At 66.0% G+C, this 21903-nt stretch carries 19 protein-coding genes; 4 read left to right on the top strand and 15 right to left on the bottom strand.

The window, feature by feature from the left end:
* Positions 1-75: 75 nt before the first annotated feature.
* The 7 genes from murB to EBB56_RS10885 form a co-directional block, all read right to left on the bottom strand.
* Positions 76-1047 carry a UDP-N-acetylmuramate dehydrogenase gene (gene murB, locus EBB56_RS10915; RefSeq protein ID WP_240184122.1) on the bottom strand — a complete coding sequence of 324 codons (972 nt, stop codon included), beginning with the start codon at positions 1045-1047 and terminating at the stop codon, positions 76-78.
* A gap of 26 nt (positions 1048-1073) precedes the next feature.
* Positions 1074-1544, bottom strand: coding sequence for a low molecular weight protein-tyrosine-phosphatase (locus EBB56_RS10910; protein ID WP_124804364.1), 471 nt, complete (start codon positions 1542-1544; stop codon positions 1074-1076).
* Between the two features lie 23 nt (positions 1545-1567).
* The gene (kdsB, locus tag EBB56_RS10905) at positions 1568-2347 is read right to left on the bottom strand and encodes a 3-deoxy-manno-octulosonate cytidylyltransferase (protein ID WP_108132673.1); all 780 of its coding nucleotides are present in this window, start codon (positions 2345-2347) and stop codon (positions 1568-1570) included.
* 14 nt (positions 2348-2361) lie between these two features.
* Entirely contained in the window at positions 2362-2583 is a 222-nt protein-coding gene (locus tag EBB56_RS10900; protein WP_108132807.1) for a Trm112 family protein, read from the bottom strand.
* 41 nt (positions 2584-2624) lie between these two features.
* On the bottom strand, positions 2625-3677 hold the full coding sequence (gene lpxK / locus EBB56_RS10895) for a tetraacyldisaccharide 4'-kinase (RefSeq protein ID WP_124804363.1): 1053 nt from the start codon (positions 3675-3677) through the stop codon (positions 2625-2627).
* Complete coding sequence (gene msbA, locus EBB56_RS10890) at positions 3678-5414, bottom strand: lipid A export permease/ATP-binding protein MsbA (RefSeq protein ID WP_045993428.1); 1737 nt, start codon at positions 5412-5414, stop codon at positions 3678-3680.
* A 146-nt stretch (positions 5415-5560) separates the two neighbouring features.
* The gene (locus EBB56_RS10885) at positions 5561-8002 is read right to left on the bottom strand and encodes a DNA internalization-related competence protein ComEC/Rec2 (protein WP_240184121.1); all 2442 of its coding nucleotides are present in this window, start codon (positions 8000-8002) and stop codon (positions 5561-5563) included.
* Between the two features lie 152 nt (positions 8003-8154).
* On the opposite strand from EBB56_RS10885, the gene EBB56_RS10880 reads away from it, so the two are divergent.
* Positions 8155-8688, top strand: a complete 534-nt coding sequence (locus tag EBB56_RS10880) for a DUF2062 domain-containing protein (protein WP_045993394.1) — start codon at positions 8155-8157, stop codon at positions 8686-8688.
* A 204-nt stretch (positions 8689-8892) separates the two neighbouring features.
* On the opposite strand, the gene EBB56_RS10875 is transcribed toward EBB56_RS10880, so the two are convergent.
* Complete coding sequence (locus tag EBB56_RS10875; protein ID WP_045993393.1) at positions 8893-9624, bottom strand: ABC transporter ATP-binding protein; 732 nt, start codon at positions 9622-9624, stop codon at positions 8893-8895.
* Positions 9617-10858, bottom strand: a complete 1242-nt coding sequence (locus EBB56_RS10870; protein WP_045993392.1) for a lipoprotein-releasing ABC transporter permease subunit — start codon at positions 10856-10858, stop codon at positions 9617-9619. The genes EBB56_RS10875 and EBB56_RS10870 overlap by 8 nt, the downstream gene beginning before the upstream one ends.
* 142 nt (positions 10859-11000) lie before the next feature.
* Between EBB56_RS10870 and EBB56_RS10865 the strand changes: the two genes are divergently transcribed.
* Positions 11001-12053, top strand: a complete 1053-nt coding sequence (locus EBB56_RS10865; RefSeq protein ID WP_045993391.1) for an agmatine deiminase family protein — start codon at positions 11001-11003, stop codon at positions 12051-12053.
* Entirely contained in the window at positions 12050-12952 is a 903-nt protein-coding gene (locus EBB56_RS10860) for a carbon-nitrogen hydrolase (protein WP_045993390.1), read from the top strand. Before EBB56_RS10865 ends, EBB56_RS10860 begins: the two co-directional genes overlap by 4 nt.
* 210 nt (positions 12953-13162) lie before the next feature.
* On the opposite strand, the gene EBB56_RS10855 is transcribed toward EBB56_RS10860, so the two are convergent.
* The 4 genes from EBB56_RS10855 to EBB56_RS10840 form a co-directional block, all read right to left on the bottom strand.
* Positions 13163-14110 carry a Nudix family hydrolase gene (locus EBB56_RS10855; RefSeq protein WP_045993389.1) on the bottom strand — a complete coding sequence of 316 codons (948 nt, stop codon included), beginning with the start codon at positions 14108-14110 and terminating at the stop codon, positions 13163-13165.
* 234 nt (positions 14111-14344) lie between these two features.
* Positions 14345-15562 carry a bifunctional glutamate N-acetyltransferase/amino-acid acetyltransferase ArgJ gene (gene argJ, locus EBB56_RS10850; protein ID WP_124804362.1) on the bottom strand — a complete coding sequence of 406 codons (1218 nt, stop codon included), beginning with the start codon at positions 15560-15562 and terminating at the stop codon, positions 14345-14347.
* Between the two features lie 76 nt (positions 15563-15638).
* The gene (gene secA / locus EBB56_RS10845) at positions 15639-18380 is read right to left on the bottom strand and encodes a preprotein translocase subunit SecA (RefSeq protein WP_124804361.1); all 2742 of its coding nucleotides are present in this window, start codon (positions 18378-18380) and stop codon (positions 15639-15641) included.
* Positions 18381-18450: 70 nt separating this feature from the next.
* A complete protein-coding gene (locus EBB56_RS10840; protein WP_045993386.1) occupies positions 18451-18795 on the bottom strand; it encodes a hypothetical protein in 345 nt (114 codons plus the stop codon).
* 163 nt (positions 18796-18958) lie between these two features.
* Here EBB56_RS10840 and EBB56_RS10835 point away from each other — a divergent pair, with 163 nt between their 5' ends.
* Positions 18959-19435, top strand: a complete 477-nt coding sequence (locus tag EBB56_RS10835; RefSeq protein ID WP_045993385.1) for a DUF721 domain-containing protein — start codon at positions 18959-18961, stop codon at positions 19433-19435.
* Positions 19436-19660: 225 nt separating this feature from the next.
* Here EBB56_RS10835 and lpxC read toward each other — a convergent pair whose 3' ends face one another.
* Together lpxC and ftsZ are read right to left on the bottom strand one after the other, a co-directional pair.
* Positions 19661-20572 (bottom strand): UDP-3-O-acyl-N-acetylglucosamine deacetylase, encoded by a 912-nt coding sequence (gene lpxC, locus EBB56_RS10830; protein WP_045993384.1) that lies wholly within the window; start codon positions 20570-20572, stop codon positions 19661-19663.
* 126 nt (positions 20573-20698) lie between these two features.
* A complete protein-coding gene (gene ftsZ, locus EBB56_RS10825) occupies positions 20699-21886 on the bottom strand; it encodes a cell division protein FtsZ (protein WP_124804360.1) in 1188 nt (395 codons plus the stop codon).
* Between the last annotated feature and the right edge of the window lie 17 nt (positions 21887-21903).

Below are 21903 nucleotides of genomic sequence, written 5' to 3'. Positions count from 1 at the left end.
GTCACACAGCGCCTTCGGCGCCGGCCAAGTCAGGTGCTGGCCAAGTCAGGTGCTACTAATCAGGCCAGAAGCTGGTCAGGCCAGACGCGGCTCTCGTTCGAGCGTCACACCGAAGCGTTCGGCGACCCGCGCGGACACCTGGTCGGCGAACGCCAGCAATTCCGTGGCATTGCCGCCACCGTGGTGCACCAGCACCAGCGCCTGACGATCATGGACGCCAAAGTGACCCTGTCGCCAGCCCTTGAGGCCGCACTGATCGATCAGCCACCCCGCCGCCAGCTTGACCCGTCCGTCTTCCAGTTCATAGGCCGGCATACCCGGATAGCTCTCACGCAGCGCCCCGGCACGCGCTGCCTCGACCACAGGATTCTTGAAGAAGCTGCCGGCATTGCCGAGCTGCTCTGGGTCGGGCAGCTTCTCGCGGCGCACCTGGCAGACCGCCTCGGCCACCGCCAGAGGGCCGGGGTTCTCCCCCACCCGGGACGCCAGATCGCCGTAGCCAAGCTTCGGCGCGCCGTGACGGCTGACCCTCAAGGTGAGGTCGGTGATGATGACCTTGCCGTCCCACTCCCCCTTGAAGCGGCTCTCCCGATAGCCGAAGCCACAGGCACCAGCCGGCAAGCTTTCTACCGCACCACTGTCGCGATGGACCAGGGTCACCGACTCAAGCACATCGGCCAGTTCGACCCCATAGGCACCGATGTTCTGTACCGGTGCCGCACCACAGTGCCCGGGTATCAGCGCCAGATTCTCGATGCCCCACCACCCCTTCGACGCCAGCGCCATGACCAGTCGATGCCAGTTGACCCCGGCACCGACATGCACCAGCGCATCCTGTCCGCGCCGCTCGACCCACCAGTAATCGAGCCGCGGTCGCAGCGTCATCCCCGGCAGATAGTCGGGCAGAATCAGATTGCTGCCGCCGGAGAGCAGGGTCAATCGGCGGTCTCCGACCTGCCTGATCAGGGAGGCGAGCTGATCACGACTGAAGACGTCGACGACCTCTTCGGCGACACAGGGCAGCCCCAGGGTATTGGCTCGGGTCAAGTCCTGATCGAGGCCTATGACGGGCCTCAAGAGGACGCCCCCAGACGCTGCGACAAGGTGGCCACCAGGCCATCGGCGGCACGCTCGATCATCGCGTAGACGCCATCGAAACCGCCCTCGTAGTAGGGGTCCGGCACCGCAACGCCGGGCTCCCCGGCGAACTCCATCAAGAGGCCGATATGGGCCTGGCAATTCGCCGGCGCCTGGCGCTCGAGCACGCTCAAGTTGTCGGCGTCCATCGCCAGCAGGTAGTCACATGTTTCGAAATCGGCGGCCTCGAGCTGGCGACCGCGCAGGGCCGACAGGTCGATACCCCGTTTGCGCGCGGCCTGCTGGGCGCGGGCATCCGGTGGCTCACCTACGTGCCAGGGCCCGGTGCCGCAGGAATCCAGCACCACCCGGTCCGCCAGACCGTGCTCCTCGAGTCGCTGCCTCACTACCCCCTCGGCGGTGGGCGAGCGGCAGATATTGCCCAGACATACGAACAGTACCCGCATGCTTGTCTCCTGATCGTTGGCCTTCACTGGTCCGGCGACGTCTGCTGGCCGCCGAAATGGGCGCGAACCCGCTCAAGATCCTCGGCGGTGTCCACCCCCGCCCCGGGCGTCTGCTCGGCCAGCGCCACCTGGATGGCGTGCCCATAGTGCAGCGCACGCAACTGCTCGAGCTGTTCGAGCTGTTCGATGGGAGCCGGCAGCCACTGGCTGAAGGCCCGCAGAAAGCTCGCTCGATAGGCATAGAGGCCAATATGGCGTAGCCAAGCGTCGGTGGTGAGCAGCGTCGGAGGCTCACGAAAGCCCTCCCGGTCCCAGGGCATCGGGGCGCGAGAAAAGCTCAGCGCCCTGCCCGATGCGGCCCGGGTTACCTTGACCACATTGGGGTTGAACAAGGTATCGACGTCGCCAATGGACTCGGCCAGGGTCGCGACCGAGGCGCCCTCGTCGCGCATCAGGCGCCCCGCCACCTGATCGATCAGTTCGGGCGGCAACAGCGGTTCGTCCCCCTGGACGTTGACCAGCACCGCCTCGTCCGGCAGCGCCAGGCGCTCGACCACCTCCGCCAGCCGATCGGTCCCGGTGGTATGGTCCTCGCGGGTCATCACTACCTCGGCGCCCAGCTCGAGCATCACGCTTTCGATGCGCGCATCGTCGGTGGCGATCACCACTCGGCTCGCCGAGGAGCGCCGGGCCTGATCCCAGACCCGGGCGACCATGGGTCGGCCGGCGATATCTGCCAGCGGCTTTCCGGGCAGACGACTCGAGCCGTAACGCGCCGGTATGACAACGATAAAATCCTGCATCGGCTAGCGCTCCTTCACGTCTCGTCCGTGCTGGAGGTGCCCCGCCCGGGGTTGGTCTTGAGGGTCTCGTCGACCTCCATGACCCGCGCCTCCTCGACCAGCATCACCGGGATGCCGTCACGGATCGGATAGGCCAGGCCATCGAACTGGCAGCACAGCTCGCCGGCATCGCGGTCGTAGCGCAGCTTGCCCTGGCACTGGGGGCACACCAGCATCGCCAGTAGTTCCTTGTCCATCATCGTTTCTCCTGTTGAATTTGAGCCTTCGGCGGCAGTGCTCAGTCACTCTGCCGCTGCGCGATCCCGGTATCATGAGCGACCTGCGCATCGTCGGTGCCTCGCCAGGCGGACACTCGCCGATCGAACCAGGCCACGAAGGACGCCTCGGGTCTAGCCTCGACATCCAGGGCCCAGCAATCGTCGGGAACAAAGCTTCGACACTTGACCGCATCCTTGGCGGTCATCACCACAGGTCGCTGGTCGCTGGTCGTCAGGTTGGCCGGGCTGAACCGGTGATGGTCGGAAAAGGGGGCCGGTCGATGGGCGACTCCCAGCTCCGACAGGGTGGTAAAGAAACGCTCCGGATGACCGATCCCTGCCACCGCGGTGACCGGCGTGGCGAAAGGCAGCGGCGTCAGTGGACGCCGCTCGTCGTCACCGACCCTGCGCCAGCAGGCGGGCTCCAGTTGCATGGTGAAGCCGTCGGCGGCAAGCGCGCTCGACGATTCGCCGTTGACGATCAGCGCGTCGATGCGCTCCAGCCGCTCCAGCGGTTCGCGCAGCGGCCCTGCCGGCAGGCAGCGCCCGTTGCCGAATCCTCGCTTGGCGTCCACCACCACCACCTCGAGATCACGCCCCAGGGCATGGTGCTGAAGACCGTCGTCGGTGACGATGACGTCACAACCGGCGTCGATCAGGCACTGGGCCCCACGCGGGCGGTCCGGATCGACCACCACCGGCAGCCCGGTCTGATCGGCCAGCATTCGCGGCTCATCGCCGCTGGCCGCTACTGGTGTATCGGCGGCAAGGTGCAGCGGGTAGCCATCGGCCTTGCCACCGTAGCCCCGTGACAGAATCCCGGGGCGAAAGCCGTGTTCGGCCAGGTGCCGCCCCATCCAGGCGACCAGCGGCGACTTGCCGGTGCCGCCGAGAGTCAGGTTGCCGACCACGATGACGGGTACCGAAGCGCGCCACACCGGCTTGTCGCCACGCGCAAAGGCGTCGGCTCGCCGGCGTACCTCGCGGCGATAGAGCGCCTCCAGCGGCCGCAGGACGGCAAGCCAGGGAGCCCCACGATAGGCCGCCTCGAGCCAGCGCTGCCCAAGCCCCATCTACGCCTCCTGGAATTGCAGCTGGTGCAACGCGGCGTAGGCACCGCCATCGCGTTCCAGCAGCTCGGCGTGGGAGCCCTGCTCGATGATCTCGCCCTGCTCCATGACCAGGATGCGGTCGGCCCGTTCGATGGTCGACAGGCGGTGGGCGATGACCAGGGTGGTGCGGTCCTTGCAGACCTCTTCCAGGGCCGCCTGGATATGGCGCTCGGACTCGGTGTCCAGCGCCGAGGTCGCCTCGTCGAGGATCAGGATGGGAGCATCCTTGAAGATCGCCCGAGCGATCGCCATGCGCTGACGCTGACCACCGGAGAGCATCACGCCGTTATCTCCGACCAGCGCCTGGTAGCCGCCGGGCATGCGCTCGATGAACTCATGGGCGTGGGCGGCGCGGGCCGCTGCCTCGATGTCAGCAGGATCGGCATCGGGGACCCCGTAGGCGATGTTCTCGGCGATGGTGGCGTTGAACAGGGTGACCTGCTGGGACACCAGCGCAATCTGCTGTCGCAACGCCGTCAGCTGGTACTCCTCGATGGGGGTGCCATCGATCAGGATACGCCCGCCCGTCGGTCGGTAGAAGCGCGGCAACAGGCTGACCAGGGTCGACTTGCCGCTGCCCGAGCGGCCGACGATGGCCACCATCTCGCCCTTGCGCACGTCCAGGTCGATGCCCTTGAGCACCTCGGGCTGATCGTCTCCGTAGGCGAAGCGCACCTGTTCGAGCTGTATCCGCCCCTGCAGGCGCTCGGGCATCAGGGTTCCGGTATCGCGTTCCTCAGGCTCGTCGAGCAGCCCGAACAGTTCACTGGAGGCAGCGATACCCTTCTGGATGGTGCCGTTGATCTCGCTGAGCGAGCGAATCGGCTTGGCCATCAGCGAGGCGGCGGTGATGAAGGCCACGAATTCACCCGGCGTCATGTTGTCCATCAGCGCCGGTGACATGGCAAGCCACACCAGCAGCGCCAGCGACAGTGCCACCAGCATCTGGATGACCGGGGTGCTGGTGGCCTTGGTCAGGGCCTCCTTCAGGCTCTGGCGACGGTTGACTTCACTGGCGTCGTGGAAGCGCCCCATCTCGTATTTCTCGGCGCCGTGGGTACGCACCACGCGGTAGCCGGTCAAGGCCTCGGAGGCGACGTGGGTGACGTCCCCCATGGAGCGCTGGATGCGCTTGGAAATGCGCCGAAAGCGCTTGCTGGCGTAGCTCACCACGCCACCAATCAGCGGCGTCACGGCCATGAACAAGAGCGTCAGCATCCAGTTGGTCCACAGCAGATAGCCCAGCAGGCCGAGTACAAACAGGCCCTCCTGGAGGATTACCGTGATCGCCTTGGTGCCTGCGCCGGTCACCTGCTCCACATGGTAGGTCACCCGCGAGATCAGGTGGCCGGAAGAATGATTGTCAAAGAAGCGCCCCGGCAGGCGCAGCATATGGTTGAAGACGTCACAGCGCAGCGCGTGCACCATGTTGCGTGCAACGTTGCTCATGAAGTAGGTGCCGAGAAAGGTGCCGACACCCCTGGCGCCGAACATGCCGACGACGAACAGCGGCAGAAACAGACGAAAGGCGGCGTCGGGATTCTGGATGCCATCGATCAGGCGCTTCATCATCTCGGCCAGGGCGGTACTGGACGCCGCGTAGATGGCGTAGCCGACCACGGCGACGAGAAAGGACTTCCAGAAGGGTTTGACGTAACCAAGAAGACGCTTGTAGAGCGTCCAGCCGGAGTATTCGATCACGTTGGCTCCAGTTGCGAGGGAATCGGTCCTGTCTGGCCGCCGCGGATGGTCCAGGTGGCGATCACCAGGACCCGCACGGCCGTCTGCCGCCGACAGCGGACGCGGCGTCGCTCCTGGCCGGCCGACACACAGGGCAGTGAGATTCAGTGCCGCGATTCTACCCCATGGCAGGGGCCTTCGACACCGCCACCGGTCAGACGGGGATGGATACCCTGCGCCGCCGCTATCCCGACCTGCGACAGGAGGATGTTCACTCGCCCATCCACAGCGGTGTCCATCAGGCAACTGCCGACGCGTCGCAGGCGACGCACCACCTGGTCGGCAGGATGACCGAAGCCATTGTAGGCACCGCGGGAAATCACCGCCAGGCGGGGCGGCCTGGCCGTCACCAGGGCCTCGCCGGTGCTGTCCGCGCTGCCATGATGCCCCACCACCAGAACCGCAGGCGCCAGCGGCAAGCGCGGGATCAGGAAGCGCTCGACGCGTTTTCCCGCATCGCCGGTAAGCAACACGCTGCCACCGGCGGTACTCACCAGCAGCACGCAGGAGCGATCATTGCTGCCATGCCCGGCAACGTCGCTTGCCGTTGCGCTGCCGGCCGAGGCAGGCGGCCACAGAAAGGTGAAGTCGACACCGTCCCAGCGCCACCCCTCCCCGGCATGACAAGGGTGTCGCGGCGTGTGCGCCGACAGCGCCAGCGTCTCGCCCTCGGGGTACCACCAATGAGCCACCCGATGATCACGCACCAGGCTGGCGAGTCCTCCTGCGTGGTCCTGGTCGGCGTGGCTGATCACCACCTCGTCAAAGGCTTGCGGAGATGCCCAGATGGACGCCAGCGGCGTAAAGCCGGAGCGAAAGCGAGGACCGCTGTCGTACAGCAGTCGATGACGGGCGGTGATCAGCTCCACCATCAGCCCCTGCCCCACGTCCCAGACCATCAGCCGTACCTCGCCCGGTCCAGGCCTGCCACCGAAGGCCGGCATCATCGCCATGGCCGCAACAAGTGCCAGGAGGCTTGCTGATCGCAGCCCGGCACCCAGGCCAGGCAGCAACAGCAGCGCGCCCAGGCCCAGCAGCAGAATGCCGAGCGTCCAGCGCCCTCCTTCTCGCAGTGACTGACCGGGTGACAGTTCGGCGAACATCCGCAACGACGCCAGCATCACCTCAAGGCCCGCTTCGAACAGCCACCAGCTCGCCATCGCCGCCTCAGACGACACCGTCGACAGCACCCAGCCCAGCATCCCCAGCGGCACCAGCACCAGCGTCACCAGGGGCACCGCCAGCAGATTGGCCAAGGGGGCCAACGGCGCCACTTGACCCATCGCCAGCAGCACCAGACCCGCCATGGGTAGCGCCAGCAACAGCTGGGTACGCAATAGCGCCGCCAAGGCACCCTTGAGCCCGGACGGCACCTGCCTGCCCTGCCACATCAGGATCAGCAGGGCTACAGCACCGAAGGACAGCCAAAGCCCGGGGCGCCACAGCGCCAAAGGATCCCACAGCACGACCACCGCCCAGGCCAGTGCCCAGCCCTGCCACGGCGAAGGAGAATGCCGCCCCCCGGCCACCCAAAGGGCGATAAGGACCATCACCAGTGCCCGCAGCGCCGGCGGTTCGGCGCCGACCAGCCAGACAAAGCCGGTGGTGGCCGTTGCGGCGGCCAGCCACGGCCAACGCAAAAGCCGCCAGCGCCCCGGCTGAATCAACCGCGCCACCAGTCGCGACAGGGTCAGCGCCAGCGCCGCCACCAGGCCCACGTGCAGCCCGGACACCACCGCCAGATGGGTCGTCCCGGTGGCGTTGAGCAGCGCCCAGTCATCGGCCTCGAGCCGCTCGCCACGGCCCAGGGTCAAGGCCGCCAGCCAGCGCTGCGTCGTCTCATGCAGCGGCTGGCCATCGAGCTGTCGCAGCAACGCCCGGCGTGGGTCCTGGGGGGCGGCGGCCAAGCGTTGCGGCGGCGGTTGTGCGAGGACCGATCCGGTGGCGTGAATCCCTTCACGCCACAGCCAGCGGCGATAGTCGAAGCGCCCGGGATTCGCGAGGCCACCAGGTGGGCGCAGTCGTACATCGAACCGCCAGCGCTCACCGACGGCCATCATCGTGTGCGCTGTTGCCGACGCGGCCCCGACCTCGCCGTCCATGGGGCTATAGCGACTGACCCGTATCCGCTCGAGTCCCGAGCAGTCAGGCAGTCCGGCTTCCAGCGGACGGCAGCTCTCGACCCTCATGGTCAGACGCTGCAGGCCATCGCTCTGGCGACTTGCCAACACCCGCCCCTCGACCGTCAGCGGCACCCCGGCAAGCCCCGAGGGCAAGCGGGCCGCCTGCTGCTGCAACAGACAGCCAAGCACCCACAGCCCGGCCAGACACACCAGCAGCGCCGCCGTCCGGCGCAAGGCCAGTGATACCAGTGCCGCCGCTGTCAGCAGATTCAGGCCGAGGGCGGCCTCGGGCAGCGTCAGACCGGCGCCTCCAAGGACGCTGCCCAGGGCCAGCGCCCATGCCAGCGAGAGAGAACAGGTGCCTTGCCAGAGGCGGCCTGACGGCCGACGCATCGATCGTTGCGAGTTTTCGTCAGATTCCATCGCCCTCTCTCTGGAGCCCTGGAGGCTTGGGGCCCCGAAGCCCGACAGCCTGTCGACGGCGTCACGCATGCCCATCGTTGGCCGACGTCATGGCAAGGGCGGCGGCTTGTATGGATAATAGCCACGCATCCGCAGCCTCGAGCTGATTCGCCATGCCGCGTCGACTACTCAAGCGCTATCTGCCCTCGCCGGACGCCCTGCGCCGGCAGCGCTCGCTACGCTTCATGGCGCACCTGATCGCCGACCCCGCCCTGTGGGTGCTGACGCGCCGCAGCGTGGCCAACGCCTTCAGCGTTGGCCTGTTCAGCGCGCTGCTGCCGATCCCGTGTCAGATGGTCGTCGCCGCCCTCGGCGCCCGTGTCGGACGCTGCAATCTGCCGCTGTCGGTGGCTCTGGTGTGGATCACCAACCCGCTGACGATGCCGATCATCTTCTACGCCAACTACTGTCTCGGCGCCTGGCTGATGCAACGCCCGGCGCTGGAGGCGCCCCATCGGCTGACCACCGACTGGCTGCAGTCCCAGTTGCTGGACATCCTGCCGTCCCTGCTGATCGGCTCGCTTGTGGCGGCGATCGCCGTCGGCGGCCTGGCCAACCTGGTGATACGCCTGCTGTGGCGCTGGCAGGTGGCACGCAGCTGGAAGGCACGCGCGCGCCGGCGACGCCGCAGGACCCAGCCGCACTGAACCAACCACACTGACTCAACCGCATCGACCCAGCCACACTGCCCCAGCCGCCCTGACTCAGCCTGCGCAAAAGGCCCTGCTCGGCCCGGCGCCGTTCCCGCTGGTCTGCCGAGAAAGCCCGGACAAGCAATCCCCTACGAAAGAAGGCCCCGATGCGATTGCATCGGGGCCTTCTTCTGGCTTCTTCTGGACGCTGCGAAAGACCTACTCGGCGTGCAGCTTGCCGTTGTCGAGTCTCAGCACGCGGTCCTGATGGGCGGCCAGGGCCGGGTCATGGGTGACGATGACGAAGGCGCAGCGAGCGCTGGCGGCAAGCTCATCCATCAGCGCCAGGATGCTGGCGGCGGTGTGCTTGTCGAGGTTGCCGGTGGGCTCGTCCATCAGCATCAGGCTGGGATCGGTGACCAAGGCCCTGGCGATCGCCGCACGCTGGCGCTCACCGCCGGACAGCTCGCCGGGCTTGTGTTCGGCCCTGGGGCCCAGCCCTACCTTGTCCAGCAGAGCACGCGCCTTGTCCTCGGCGTCACGCTTGCGGCTACCGCGAATGATCAACGGCAGCGCCACGTTCTCCAGCGCCGAGAACTCCGCCAGCAGGTGGTGGAACTGGTAGACGAAGCCGATGTGGCGATTGCGGAAGCGCCCGATCTCGGCGTCGCCCATCTTGTGCAACACGGTGTCGGCCACCCGTACTTCGCCGGCGCTGGGGCTGTCGAGGCCACCGAGCAGGTTGAGCAGGGTGGTCTTGCCGGAGCCGGAACTGCCGACCACCGCGACTCGCTCGCCGGCGTGCACCTTGAGCTCGAGCTGGTCGAGCACCACCAGGTCGGCGGGACCTTCATCGTAGACCCTGGACAACTCGCGGCACTCGAGCATCAGATCGTTGCCGGCGGGGGTCGATGCCTCGACACCAGGCTTGGCGATTACCGAATCATTCATAGCGCAGCACCTCGGCAGGCTGGACCCGCGCCGCGCGCCAGGCCGGATACAGGGTGGACAGGAAAGTCAGCACGAAGGCGGCCCCCACGATCTGATAGACATCGCTCCAGATCAGCTGGGACGGCAGGTCACTGATGAAGTAGACCCCCGCGTCGAGGAAGTGGATACCCAAGGTCGACTCGACGAAGGCAATGATATCGGACACCGTCAGCGCCAGCAGAATACCCAGCGCGACCCCGATGACGATACCGATCACCCCGATGGCGATACCCTGGACCATGAAGATGCCCATGATCGAACCCGGGGTGGCACCGATGGTCCGCAGGATGGCGATGTCGGCGTGCTTGTCGGTCACCACCATCACCAGGGTCGAGACGATATTGAAGGCAGCCACGGCGATGATCACGGTCAGCAGCAGGCCGATCATGCGCTTTTCCATCTGGATCGCCTGGAACAGGTTGCCCCGGGTGAAGGTCCAGTCGTAGCCGCGATAGCCACCGCCCAGCTCATTGACGATGGCCTGGGTCTCCTGACCGGCCAGGAACAGATCGTCGAGCTCCAGACGCAACCCGCCAATGCTGTCCCCCATGCGCGCCAGGGTCTGCATGTCCTCGATGTTGGCGTAGGCCAGGTTGGCGTCCAGGTCGGCACCGACACTGAAGATGCCGCTAACGGTGAAGCGCTTGAGCCTGGGGAAGACGCCTGCCGGGGTGATCGAGGCCTCCGGCACCAGCAGGGTCACGCTGTCCCCCACGTCGACGTTGAGGTTGTTGGCGAGGATGGAGCCGAGCACGATGTGCCACTCCCCTGCCTTGAGGTCGTCCAGCGAGCCACGCGACATGTTCTCGTCGACGATCGACACCCGGCTCTCCCACTCGGGCTCGATGCCGTTGACCATGGCGCCCTGATTGCGCCCGGCCACCGAGAACATGCCCTGCTGCTGGATATAGGGCGCCGCCCCGATGACATGTTCGCGCTGGGTCAGGCGCTCGGCCAGGGGCTGCCAGTCGGTCATCCCACCGGCCTGTTCGATCTGGGTGTGGGGCACCATGCCCAGCACCCGCTGGCGCAGCTCCCGGTCGAAGCCGTTCATCACCGAGAGCACCAGGATCAGCACCGCCACGCCCAGGGTAAGACCCAGCATGGAGGTCAGCGAGATGAACGAAATGAAGTGGTTGCGTCGCTTGGCTCGCACATAACGCAACCCGATCAGAAAGGGCAATCGATCAAGCATGGACTCGTTCCTTGTCGGCGGGCCGTCATGGTACGGTTTTTTGCGAGCGACTGCATCGCCACGGCAGAGGAATTGCGAGATCCTTGCATCTTCGGTCACAGCCGCCTACATTTCGCCGTTTCTTGGCCCCAGGACATCACCCATGCCCCGCCTGCTACCCGAATGGCACCCTCAGGATGCCGTCCAGCTGACCTGGCCCCGCCGCGACAGCGACTGGGCGCCGACGCTGCCCGCCATCGAGGCGATGCTCGAGCAGCTCGCCCTGATCATCAGTCGTTATCAGAGCGTGATCATCGGGGTGCCCGACCGTGACACCGGCGAGGCGCTGTCAGGCCGCCTGCTGGCCCGAGGCGCGCCACCCGAGCGTCTGCGCCTGACCGTGGTCGACGCCGACGACACCTGGGCCCGGGACCATGGCCCGCTGGCGACCGGTGACGGCGACGGCGTTACCTTCCATGACCTCGGCTTCAACGGCTGGGGCGGCAAGTTTCCGGCCGATCGCGACAACACCCTGACCCGCCAGCTCAAGGATGCTGGCTTGATCGCCTGCCCGACAAGCGAGAGCGCGGTGATCATGGAGGGCGGCGCCCTGGAGACCGATGGCGAAGGGACGCTGCTGACCACCGAGGCCTGTCTGCTCAATCCCAACCGCAACCCCTCGATGTCGCGGGCCGATATCGAGACCTGGCTGGCCGAGACGCTGGGCATCCAACGGGTGCTGTGGCTCTGCCACGGACATCTCGAAGGCGACGATACCGACAGCCATATCGATACCCTGGCGCGCTTCTGTGATCCCCAGACCATCGCCTATGTGCGCTGCGATGATCCGAGCGACGCGCACTACGCCGAGCTCGCCGCCATGGAGCGCGAACTCAAGGCGCTGACCCGCGCGGACGGCTCGCCCTATCGTCTGGTGCCGCTGCCCTGGCCTGGCGCCTGCCATGACGCCGAGGATGGCCACCGCCTGCCGGCCACCTACGCCAACTTCCTGATCATCAACGGGGCGGTGCTGGTGCCGGTCTACGGCGATCGTCACGACCTGGCGGCGCTCGACGCCCTGGCCGGGGCCTTCCCCGACCGGGATATCATCCCGGTGGACGCCAGCGCCGCCATCGTTCAACACGGCAGCCTGCACTGCCTGACCATGCAGTGGCCCCAGGGCACCCTCACCACCGCCGAAGGAGACCGCCGATGACACGCCAATTGACCGTGGGCCTGGTCCAGCAACCCGCCTGGCCCGACAAGGCCAGAAGCCTTGACGCCAGTGAAGCGAGCATCCGCGATCTCGCAGGCCGCGGTGCCAGACTGGTGATGCTGCAGGAACTCCACGCCACCCACTACTTCTGTCAGTACGAGGATCCGGCCCTGTTCGACCTGGCGGAGCCGCTGGACGGGCCCACCGGCACACGACTGGCCGAACTCGCCGCGGAGCTCGACATCGTGCTGATGGGCTCGCTGTTCGAGCGCCGCGCGCCGGGCATCTATCACAACACGGCGGTGGTCTACGACGGCGCCAAGGGCGCGGTGGGTCACTACCGCAAGATGCATATCCCCGACGACCCGGGCTTCTACGAGAAGTTCTACTTCACCCCCGGAGATCATGACGCCGGCCTCAAGCAGGGATTTACCCCCATCGACACCTCGGTGGGCCGGCTCGGGGTACTGGTGTGCTGGGATCAGTGGTACCCGGAGGCCGCGCGCCTGATGGCCCTGGCCGGTGCCGAACTGCTGCTCTACCCCACCGCCATCGGCTGGGCGCCGGGCGACGACGACGCCGAAAAGACGCGCCAGAAGGACGCCTGGACGCTGATCCAGCGCAGCCACGCCGTGGCCAACGGTGTCCCGGTGCTGGTCGCAAACCGGGTGGGCCACGAGGAGGATCACTCGAAGGTCAGCGAAGGCATCGACTTCTGGGGCGGCAGCTTTGTCGCCGGGCCCCAGGGTGAGCTGCTGGCCCACGCCGGCACCGAGCCCGAGACCCTGCTGGTGACCCTGGATCTCGACCATGGCGAAAACGTGCGGCGGATCTGGCCCTACCTGCGGGACCGGCGCATCGACGCCTATGGAGATCTGACCCGCCGCTACCGCGACTAGGGCTTGCCGCCAAAGAGCCGGGCTTCGTCGACTTCTCGCATAAAGCCCAGGGCTTGTACGAAAAGCGCCGACGCTCGTCGAGCTTGAGAACAGAACCACGCGGCAATGGAACGACATGCCCCTGAACGCAAGAAACCCCGCCAGGTCTCCCTGGCGGGGTTTCTTGCATCTGGTAGCTAACGGCCGGTGCTGGCCCTTTTCGCCAATGCCCTAGCGCCAGAAGTCACGGATGGACGCGATCCCCTGGGCCCCCACGGCGCGGGCATGGCTGGCGTCGTGGCGCGTCATGCCACCCAGCGCGTAGACCGGCATGCCGGCGCGTTCGACCAGTTGCTGGAAGTCATGCCAGCCGATCGGTGCCACTTCCGGATGGGACGGAGTGGTGCGCAGCGGTGACAGGGTCACGAAGTCGCAGCCAATGGCGTGGGCCTGGTCGAGCTGGGCCTTGTCGTGGGTCGAGGCCGCCAACCACTTGGCCTCGGCGATGGGGCGACGCTCCAGGCCCATCAGCCGCTCGCTGGTCAGATGGATACCATCGGCATCGATCCGCTCGAGCAGCTCCGGTTCACCGTTGAGCATCAGCTTGGCACCGTAACGACGGCACAGCGCCAGAGCACGCTCCGCACGGGCCACGTAGGCGTCCTCGTCGAGGGTCTTGGCGCGCAGCTGAACCAGACGCACGCCATCTTCCTCGAGGGCCCGCTCGAGCTTGGCGTCGAAGGCGTCCTCGTCCGCTTCCTCGTCACTGATCAGGTATTCCGAGGGCAGCATCACCGCACGCAGGATCGGCAGGTTGGCGGCCGGGAAGGGATAGCCAATCAGTTCGCCCATGGGCACCCAGCGTACCGCCTGTCCTTCTCGACCGAAGGGCTCACCGGAGAAGTCCTTGACCTGCCAGACGTCGAGCAGAATGTGCTTGTCGGAGTACTCGTGGTGGATGCGAATCAGCGGTTGGGCGCGACGAATCTCGATGCCGAGTTCTTCGTGCAGCTCGCGCTTGAGCGCCTCAAGCCCGGTCTCGTAGGGCGCCAGCTTGCCACCGGGAAACTCCCACAGGCCGCCGTGGTCCACATTGGAAGGACGCCGGGCCAGCAGCACTTCGTCACCGTTCGGGCTGATGATGGCGGCCGCCGCCACGTGCACCCTTCTCTTCACCATAGTGTTCATTCAACAATACCAGCTTCGGTTCGCGGGCCACGCCCGCACCAGTTTTCAGTCGGGAGGGCGATAAAAGTCGGCATAGGATACCGATTCGCTCGCCGAGATTCATCTGCCGCTGATGCATCGCCGATGGATCGGCTCCACCGCTACCCGCCGGACAGGCAAAAAAGACGACACAGGATACCGATTCACTGGCCGAGATTCATCTGCCGCCGACGAACCCATGCGGAATCAACTGCGGTAGTCGGCGTTGATCGATACATAGTCGTGGGACAGGTCGGAGGTCCACACCCGCGCGGCAGCGTCACCACGCCCCAGATCGATGGCAATGGTGATCTCTTCTGCCGCCATCACCGCACTGCCGGCGTCCTCACTGTAGCCCTCTGCACGCCCACCGTTCTCGACCAGGCGCACATCACCCAGATCGATGGTCACCCGATCGACATCGAAGTCCTCGACCCGGGCACGCCCCACCGCAGCGAGGATACGGCCCCAGTTGGCGTCACTGGCGTACAGCGCGGTCTTTACCAGCGGCGAATGGGCCACCGTAAAGGCTACCTCGCGCGCCTCCTCGACGCTCAGGGCACCGCTGACATCCAGGGTGACGAACTTGGTCGCACCCTCGCCGTCGCGAATGATCGCCTGGGCCAGTTCCACCAGCACCTCATCGAGGGCCTGACGAAATATCCGCTCGTCATCGTCATCGGCAAGCGCTGCGCCCTGGCCGGTGGCGATCAGCATGCAGGCGTCGTTGGTCGAGGTATCGGAGTCCACGGTGATGCTGTTGAACGAGCGCTTGACGCCCTCCCTGAGCAGGGCATCAAGACGCTCGGACTCGATCGCCGCGTCGGTGGCGACAAAACCCAGCATGGTGGCCATGTCGGGACGGATCATGCCCGACCCCTTGGCGATGCCATTGAGGGTGACAGTGCCCTGCTTGAGCGCCACCTGGCGGGTCGCGCCCTTGGTCCGGGTGTCAGTGGTGAGGATGCCTTCGGCCGCCCGAGCCCAGGCGTCGCCACCGTCGTCGAGCTGATCGAGCGCCTCTGGCAGGCCACCGAGAAGTCGCTCCATCGGCAGCGGTTCGCCGATCACGCCGGTGGAGAACGGCAGCACCTGGTCGGCCGACACCTCGGCGAGTTCGGCCAGCGCCTGACAGGTGGCGTAGGCGTCGCGCATGCCGATCTCGCCGGTGCCGGCGTTGGCATTGCCGGTATTGATGACCAGGTAGCGAACCGCGTCGCCCGCGGCCAGATGCTGGCGGGCCACATGGACCGGCGCCGCGCAGAAGGCGTTGCGGGTGAAGGTGCCGGACACCCTGGCGCCCGGGGCCACCTCGATCACCACCAGATCACGCCGGCCCGGCTTCTTGATGCCCGCCATGGCACTGCCCAGGCGAACCCCGGGGATCGGCCCCATTGCCGGAAAAATGCTGTCACCGACTGCCATTGTTTTCTCCTTGCGTCAAAGACGACCCCAGGCCTTGAAGCCCGGGGTCGCCGTCGTCATGGGTTGCGAGGCTTGCTCAGCTGAGCTTGCCGCAGCACTGCTTGTACTTCTTGCCGGAGCCGCAGGGGCAGGGATCATTGCGGCCAACCTTGGGGGCGTCTCGACGCACCGGGCGCTGATCGGCAACCTCGTTGACGTGACGCTCGCCGCCCTCGTCGGCCATCTCGGCGTCCGTCGCGGCAGGTGCGTCGTGGCGACTGGCCGCCTGGGCGCTCTCACGGGCCAGGGCCTCGCGACGCTGACGCTCCAGGGCGTCCACCTCCTCGGGGGCACGCACCTGCACGTGACTGAGGATACGGGTGACGTCGGCCTTGATATTGGTCAGCAGGTTCTGGAACAGCTCGAAGGATTCGCGCTTGTACTCCTGCTTCGGATTCTTCTGAGCGTAGCCACGCAGATGGATACCGCGACGCAGATGGTCCATGGACTGCAGGTGTTCCTTCCAGCGGGTGTCCAGCACCTGCAGCATGACCTGCTTCTCGAAGCGCCGCATCAGCTCCTCGCCGGCGATGGCGACCTTGGCCTGGTAGGTCTCGCGATGCTGAGTCTGCAGTCGCTCACGCAGCTGCTCCTCGTGGAAGCGCTCGTCCTCCTCGGCCCACTGCACCACCGGCGCGTCCAACTGGTACTCGCTCTTGAGGTGAGCCTCGAGCCCCGCCAGGTCCCACTGCTCGGGCAGGCTCTGGGGCGGCACGTAGGCACTGATGGCCTCGTCCAGCACCTCTTCACGAATGCCCATGACGTTGTCGGAGACGTCGCTGGCGGCCAGGATCTCGTTGCGCTGCTCGTAGATCACGCGACGCTGATCGTTGGCCACGTCATCGTACTCGAGCAGCTGCTTGCGGATATCGAAGTTGCGTCCCTCGACCTTCTTCTGGGCACGCTCGACGGCGTTGGACACCATCTTGTGCTCGATGGCCTCGCCCCGCTCCAGGCCCAGCGCCTGCATCAGCTTCTGCACCCGTTCGGAACCGAACAGACGCATCAGGTTGTCTTCCAGCGACAGGAAGAAGCGGGTCGAGCCCGGATCGCCCTGGCGGCCACTACGACCACGCAGCTGATTGTCGATGCGCCGTGACTCATGGCGCTCGGAGCCGATGACGTGCAGGCCGCCGGCGGCCAGCACCGCCTCGTGGCGCTCGCGCCAGGCTGCCTTCAATGCCTCGACCTCGGCGTCGCTGGCGTTCTCCAGCTTGGCCGCTTCGGCCTCCCAGTTGCCGCCGAGCACGATATCGGTACCACGACCGGCCATGTTGGTCGCGATGGTCACCGCACCTGGGCGCCCGGCCTGGGCGATGACCTCGGCCTCGCGCTGGTGCTGCTTCGCGTTGAGCACGTTGAAGTCGATGCCCGCCTTGCGCATCAACTCGGCCAGGTATTCGGACGTCTCGATGGAGGCGGTACCCACCAGCACCGGACGGCCGGCCTCGACCTGGACCTTGACGTCCTCGATGATCGCCTCGAACTTCTCTTCGGCGCTGAGGTAGACGAGGTCGTTCATGTCCTTGCGCGCCAGCGGCCTGTTGGTGGGGATAACCACCACATCGAGCCCGTAGATCTGACGGAATTCGAAGGCCTCGGTGTCGGCGGTACCGGTCATCCCGGACAGCTTCTCGTACAGGCGGAAGTAGTTCTGGAAGGTGGTGGAGGCCAGGGTCTGGCTCTCGCGCTGGACGGTCACACCCTCCTTGGCTTCCACCGCCTGGTGCAGGCCCTCTGACCAGCGACGTCCCGGCATGGTACGCCCGGTGTGCTCGTCGACGATGACCACCTGTCCCTCGCTGACGATGTAGTCGACGTCAGGGTGGTACAGGTGGCGCGCACGCAGCGCCGAGTGCATATGCTGCAACAGGTTGAGGTTCTGGGCGGCGTAGAGCGAGTCGTCCTCGCCGAGCAGCCCCTGGGCGCGCATCAGCTCCTCGACCTTGTGGTGGCCGCGCTCGGTCACCTCGACCTGCTTCTGCTTCTCGTCGAGGGTAAAGTCGCCGCTTTCGGGATCTTCTTCGTCGGTGCAGGGCGTGAGCTCCCTGGCGAGCCGATCCACCACCTTGTACAGTTCGGTGTTCTCGTCCACCGCACCGGAGATGATCAGCGGCGTGCGCGCCTCATCGATAAGGATGGAGTCCACCTCGTCGACGATGGCAAAGTGCAGTTCCCGCTGAACCTTGTCTTCCAGCGAAAACGCCATGTTGTCGCGCAGGTAGTCGAAGCCGAACTCGTTGTTGGTGCCGTAGGTGATGTCGCAGGCGTAGGAGTCACGCTTCTCCTCGGAGGTCTGGCCGGAGTAGATCACGCCTACCGACAGGCCGAGGAACTCGTACAGGGGGCGCATCCAGTTGGCGTCACGCCGGGCCAGGTAGTCGTTGACCGTGACCACGTGCACGCCCTTGCCGGGCAAGGCGTTGAGGTACACCGCCAGGGTCGCGACCAGGGTCTTGCCCTCACCGGTCTTCATCTCCGCGATCCGGCCGCGGTTCAAGGTCATGCCGCCGATCAGCTGTACGTCGAAGTGACGCATGCCCATCACCCGCTTGCTGGCCTCGCGTACGGTGGCAAAGGCTTCGGGCAACAGGGCGTCGAGCGACTCACCGGCCGCCAGACGCTCACGGAACTCAGCGGTGCGGGCGGCCAGCGCAGTGTCGTCGAGGGCTTCGAGGCTCGGCTCGAGCTCATTGACGGCGCGAACCTGGCGGGACATGCGCTTGACGTCGCGGTCGTTCTTGGAGCCGACGACTTTACGCAGCAGAGAATTGATCATGAAACTTCCTGAAATCTGGAACCTGAAAAAGAGGCCGCCAGGCATTGGCGACCGTCACGCTTCATCGAATTCAGGCGATGTCAGGAGGACCCCGGCGAGACACCACGTCGAGGGCGGCCACCGGCACCAGTATCGGCGCCGACCAGGCCACCGACGGGGACGATGGTTTGGGCAGGGTCTTGAGGGGATGTCGGGCCAGCCGATGGCGGCAGGCCTTGAGCATGGTATGGGCCCGGATGACCGCCGGCGCCATGATGCAGATCTGCACCAGTCGCTCGGTGGCTCGGGGAGATTCGGCGGCGCTCAGGCTCGCCGGCAGCAGGCAACCCACCAGCAGCCCTGCCAACCACCATCTGGCCACCCGACGGGCACGAGCCTCGCGGGGACAGCAGCGATGTGGGTCGATGGCAGTCATGCTGTCGGGGAACTCCCTGGCGTGCTAGTCTCGGGCCGGCGCCATGCCGGCTGCCCATCACTCGAGCGGCCATCATGCAAACGGCCATGACACCTGCGTTCCACAGACGAACGCCGCCGAGCGACAAATTCATTGATCCTGGGGCATCCCAAGACACAAGCACATGAGTATAAAGGTTAAGCGGTTCCGCGCCCAGTCCATGACAGGGCTTCTTCAGGGCCGCGGCGAACTGGGCGGACTGATGCGCATGGCGCGCCTGATCGAGCGCGCTCAGGAGCATCTGCGCAATGAACTCTCGCCCACCCTGGCGGAACACCTGTTTGTCGGTGGCTTCCGTGACGGCCGTCTGACCCTGATCACCGACGGCGCAGCCTGGCTGACCCGTCTGCGCTACGAACAGCCGCGTCTGCTCGACTGCCTGCACCAGTTGCCGGAGTTCCAGGCGGTGACCGGCTTCCACCTCAAGGTACGTCCGGTGCGCCCGGCCAAGGTGGCGCCGCGCCAGGTAAGGCGCCTGCCCGCCCAGGCCGGTGACGAGCTCTCGAGCTGCGCCGCCGATGTCGAGGATCCGCGACTCAAGCGCGCCCTGGAGCGCCTGGCGGCCCACGCCGAATCGCCCTCAGGGAAAGACGACGCCTAGCCCCATCGGCGCTCCCCGCGCATGAATCGCCGCGGCCTCCCGACCCTGCCCGCGCCGCTTGGCGACGCCGAACACGACGTGAACATGAGGCGAACATGAAACCCCAGACAGCAGAACGCCGCCCCGAGGGGCGGCGTTCAAGCGAGTGATGGCCGAAGACAAGTTGCTACGGAAGACTGGCGATCTGCGGGGCTAACCTTGGCCTGGCCATCACCGAGGCTTGCATCACGCCATGGCCGGTGCCGCGTAGGAAATCGGCGCCGATTCGGCTTCGCTCTCGTAGGTCACGATCTCCCAGGCCTCGGGCTGCTCGATGAGCGCACGACACAGCTGGTTGTTCAGCGCGTGGCCGGACTTCACGCCACGGAACTCGCCGATCAGGCTGTGACCGAGCTGGTAAAGGTCACCGATGGCGTCCAGCACCTTGTGCTTGACGAACTCGTCGTCGTAGCGCAGACCACCGTCGTTCACGATGCGGTAGTCGTCCACCACGATGGCATTGTCGAGGCTGCCACCAAGCGCCAGGTTGTTCGAGCGCAGGTACTCGAGATCACGCATGAAGCCGAAGGTCCGCGCGCGAGACACCTCCTTGACGAAGGACGTCGTGGAGAAGTCGACCATGGCGGTCTGCTTCTGGTCCTCGAACACCGGGTGATCGAAGTCGATGGCAAAGGAGACCTTGAAGCCCTGATGGGGCAGGAAGACGGCTTCCTTGTCGCCTTCGCTGACCTTGATCTCACGCTTGATGCGGATGAACTTCTTGGCCGCGCTCTGCTCCTGGATCCCGGCGGACTGGATCAGGAACACAAAGGGTCCGGCACTACCGTCCATGATCGGCACTTCGGGCGCGCTCACATCGACGTAGGCATTGTCGATGCCGAGACCCGCGAAGGCGGACATCAGGTGCTCCACGGTCGCGACCTTCTCACCATTCTGAGACAGGGCGGTGCAGAGAGTGGTGTCGGTCACATTCAACGCCTGGGCGGGAATGCGGACCTCCGGCTCGAGGTCGGTGCGCACGAACACAATGCCCGTGTCCACCGGCGCGGGGCGAAGCGTCAGGTAGACCTTCTTGCCGGAGTGCAGTCCCACGCCCGTGGCGCGGATGACATTCTTGAGGGTACGTTGTCTGATCATTGTGCAGTCGCCAGGCAGTCGTTGGTTATCAAACACCGTTCACTATAACACCAAACGGACGTTTCAACAAAAAAACATCGCCTTTCGATCCCTGCACCCCGGAAATTTCGCGCACTCTGCTCTCGATCAGTCCGCCTGACGCCGCAGGAAGGCGGGAATATCGAGATAATCGTCCAACTCCTGAGACTTGCGCTTCTCGGCCTGCGGTCGCGGTGATTCCTGCGCCTCTGGCTTGCTCGCTGCGGCCACACCGGCGCCGCCCTGGGCGCGATTGATGGCACTCTGCTGAGGACGCTGGCGCGCCTCGGGACGACGAACCTGCTGCTGCGCCGCCGGCTTCTGCTGGCGTGACACCTGATTGTCGAGACCCGCCGCGACCACGGTGACCCGCAGCTCGTCGGTCATGTCCATGTCGATGGAGGTACCCACGACGATGGTGGCGTCCTGGGAGGCGAACTCCTGCACCGTGGCGCCGACGTCGTTGAACTCACCGATCGACAGATCCGGCCCAGCGGTGATGTTGACCAGGATGCCGCGAGCGCCGTGCAGATCGATATCCTCGAGCAGCGGGCTGCGGATCGCCTTCTCGGCGGCCTCGCGAGCGCGATTTTCGCCGGTGGCACCACCGGTGCCCATCATCGCCATGCCCATCTCTGACATCACGGTGCGCACGTCGGCAAAGTCGACGTTGATGATGCCCGGGCTGGTGATCAGCTCGGCGATACCCTGCACGGCACCCAGCAGGACGTCATTGGCGGCGCTGAAGGCAGTCAGCAGTGTCGCGCTCTTGCCAAGCACGGACAGAAGCTTCTCGTTGGGGATGGTGATCAGCGAGTCGACATGCTCGGACAGCTCCTTCATGCCCTCTTCCGCTGCGCGCATGCGCTTGGGGCCCTCGAAGGGGAACGGGCGGGTGACCACCGCAACGGTCAGGATGCCCAACTCCTTGGCGACCTGAGCGACCACCGGTGCCCCGCCGGTGCCGGTACCGCCACCCATGCCGGCGGTGATGAAGACCATGTCGGCGCCACCGAGCAACTCGGCGATCCGCTCACGATCTTCCATCGCGGCCTGACGACCCACGTCAGGGTTGGCACCGGCGCCGAGCCCCTTGGTGATCTCGCTGCCGAGCTGCAGCACGGTCTTGGCGGAGACGCGCTTGAGCGCCTGGGCATCGGTATTGGCGCAGATGAACTCCACCCCTTCGATGCTGCTCTCGACCATGTGATTGACGGCATTGCCGCCGCCGCCACCGACGCCGATGACCTTTATGACCGCGCTGCTTGAGGGCGCGCTATCTACGACTTCGAACATTTGCCCCGTCTCCTGAG

It is taken from the genome of Halomonas sp. YLB-10 (assembly GCF_003856855.1).
GTDB lineage: Bacteria > Pseudomonadota > Gammaproteobacteria > Pseudomonadales > Halomonadaceae > Halomonas > Halomonas litopenaei.
The sequence above is the reverse complement of the archived record's forward strand: the minus strand, read 5'-3'. Positions and strand labels throughout refer to the sequence as shown.

What these genes read in the sequence shown, in the direction of transcription:
- EBB56_RS10910 (WP_124804364.1), bottom strand. Translation starts at nt 1,544, where the DNA reads ATGCGGGTACTGTTCGTATGTCTGGGCAATATCTGCCGCTCGCCCACC.
- kdsB (WP_108132673.1), bottom strand. Translation starts at nt 2,347, where the DNA reads ATGCAGGATTTTATCGTTGTCATACCGGCGCGTTACGGCTCGAGTCGT.
- EBB56_RS10900 (WP_108132807.1), bottom strand. Translation starts at nt 2,583, where the DNA reads ATGGACAAGGAACTACTGGCGATGCTGGTGTGCCCCCAGTGCCAGGGC.
- lpxK (WP_124804363.1), bottom strand. Translation starts at nt 3,677, where the DNA reads ATGGGGCTTGGGCAGCGCTGGCTCGAGGCGGCCTATCGTGGGGCTCCC.
- EBB56_RS10885 (WP_240184121.1), bottom strand. Translation starts at nt 8,002, where the DNA reads ATGGAATCTGACGAAAACTCGCAACGATCGATGCGTCGGCCGTCAGGC.
- EBB56_RS10880 (WP_045993394.1), top strand. Translation starts at nt 8,155, where the DNA reads ATGCCGCGTCGACTACTCAAGCGCTATCTGCCCTCGCCGGACGCCCTG.
- EBB56_RS10875 (WP_045993393.1), bottom strand. Translation starts at nt 9,624, where the DNA reads ATGAATGATTCGGTAATCGCCAAGCCTGGTGTCGAGGCATCGACCCCC.
- EBB56_RS10870 (WP_045993392.1), bottom strand. Translation starts at nt 10,858, where the DNA reads ATGCTTGATCGATTGCCCTTTCTGATCGGGTTGCGTTATGTGCGAGCC.
- EBB56_RS10865 (WP_045993391.1), top strand. Translation starts at nt 11,001, where the DNA reads ATGCCCCGCCTGCTACCCGAATGGCACCCTCAGGATGCCGTCCAGCTG.
- EBB56_RS10860 (WP_045993390.1), top strand. Translation starts at nt 12,050, where the DNA reads ATGACACGCCAATTGACCGTGGGCCTGGTCCAGCAACCCGCCTGGCCC.
- EBB56_RS10855 (WP_045993389.1), bottom strand. Translation starts at nt 14,110, where the DNA reads ATGGTGAAGAGAAGGGTGCACGTGGCGGCGGCCGCCATCATCAGCCCG.
- argJ (WP_124804362.1), bottom strand. Translation starts at nt 15,562, where the DNA reads ATGGCAGTCGGTGACAGCATTTTTCCGGCAATGGGGCCGATCCCCGGG.
- secA (WP_124804361.1), bottom strand. Translation starts at nt 18,380, where the DNA reads ATGATCAATTCTCTGCTGCGTAAAGTCGTCGGCTCCAAGAACGACCGC.
- EBB56_RS10840 (WP_045993386.1), bottom strand. Translation starts at nt 18,795, where the DNA reads ATGACTGCCATCGACCCACATCGCTGCTGTCCCCGCGAGGCTCGTGCC.
- EBB56_RS10835 (WP_045993385.1), top strand. Translation starts at nt 18,959, where the DNA reads ATGAGTATAAAGGTTAAGCGGTTCCGCGCCCAGTCCATGACAGGGCTT.
- lpxC (WP_045993384.1), bottom strand. Translation starts at nt 20,572, where the DNA reads ATGATCAGACAACGTACCCTCAAGAATGTCATCCGCGCCACGGGCGTG.
- ftsZ (WP_124804360.1), bottom strand. Translation starts at nt 21,886, where the DNA reads ATGTTCGAAGTCGTAGATAGCGCGCCCTCAAGCAGCGCGGTCATAAAG.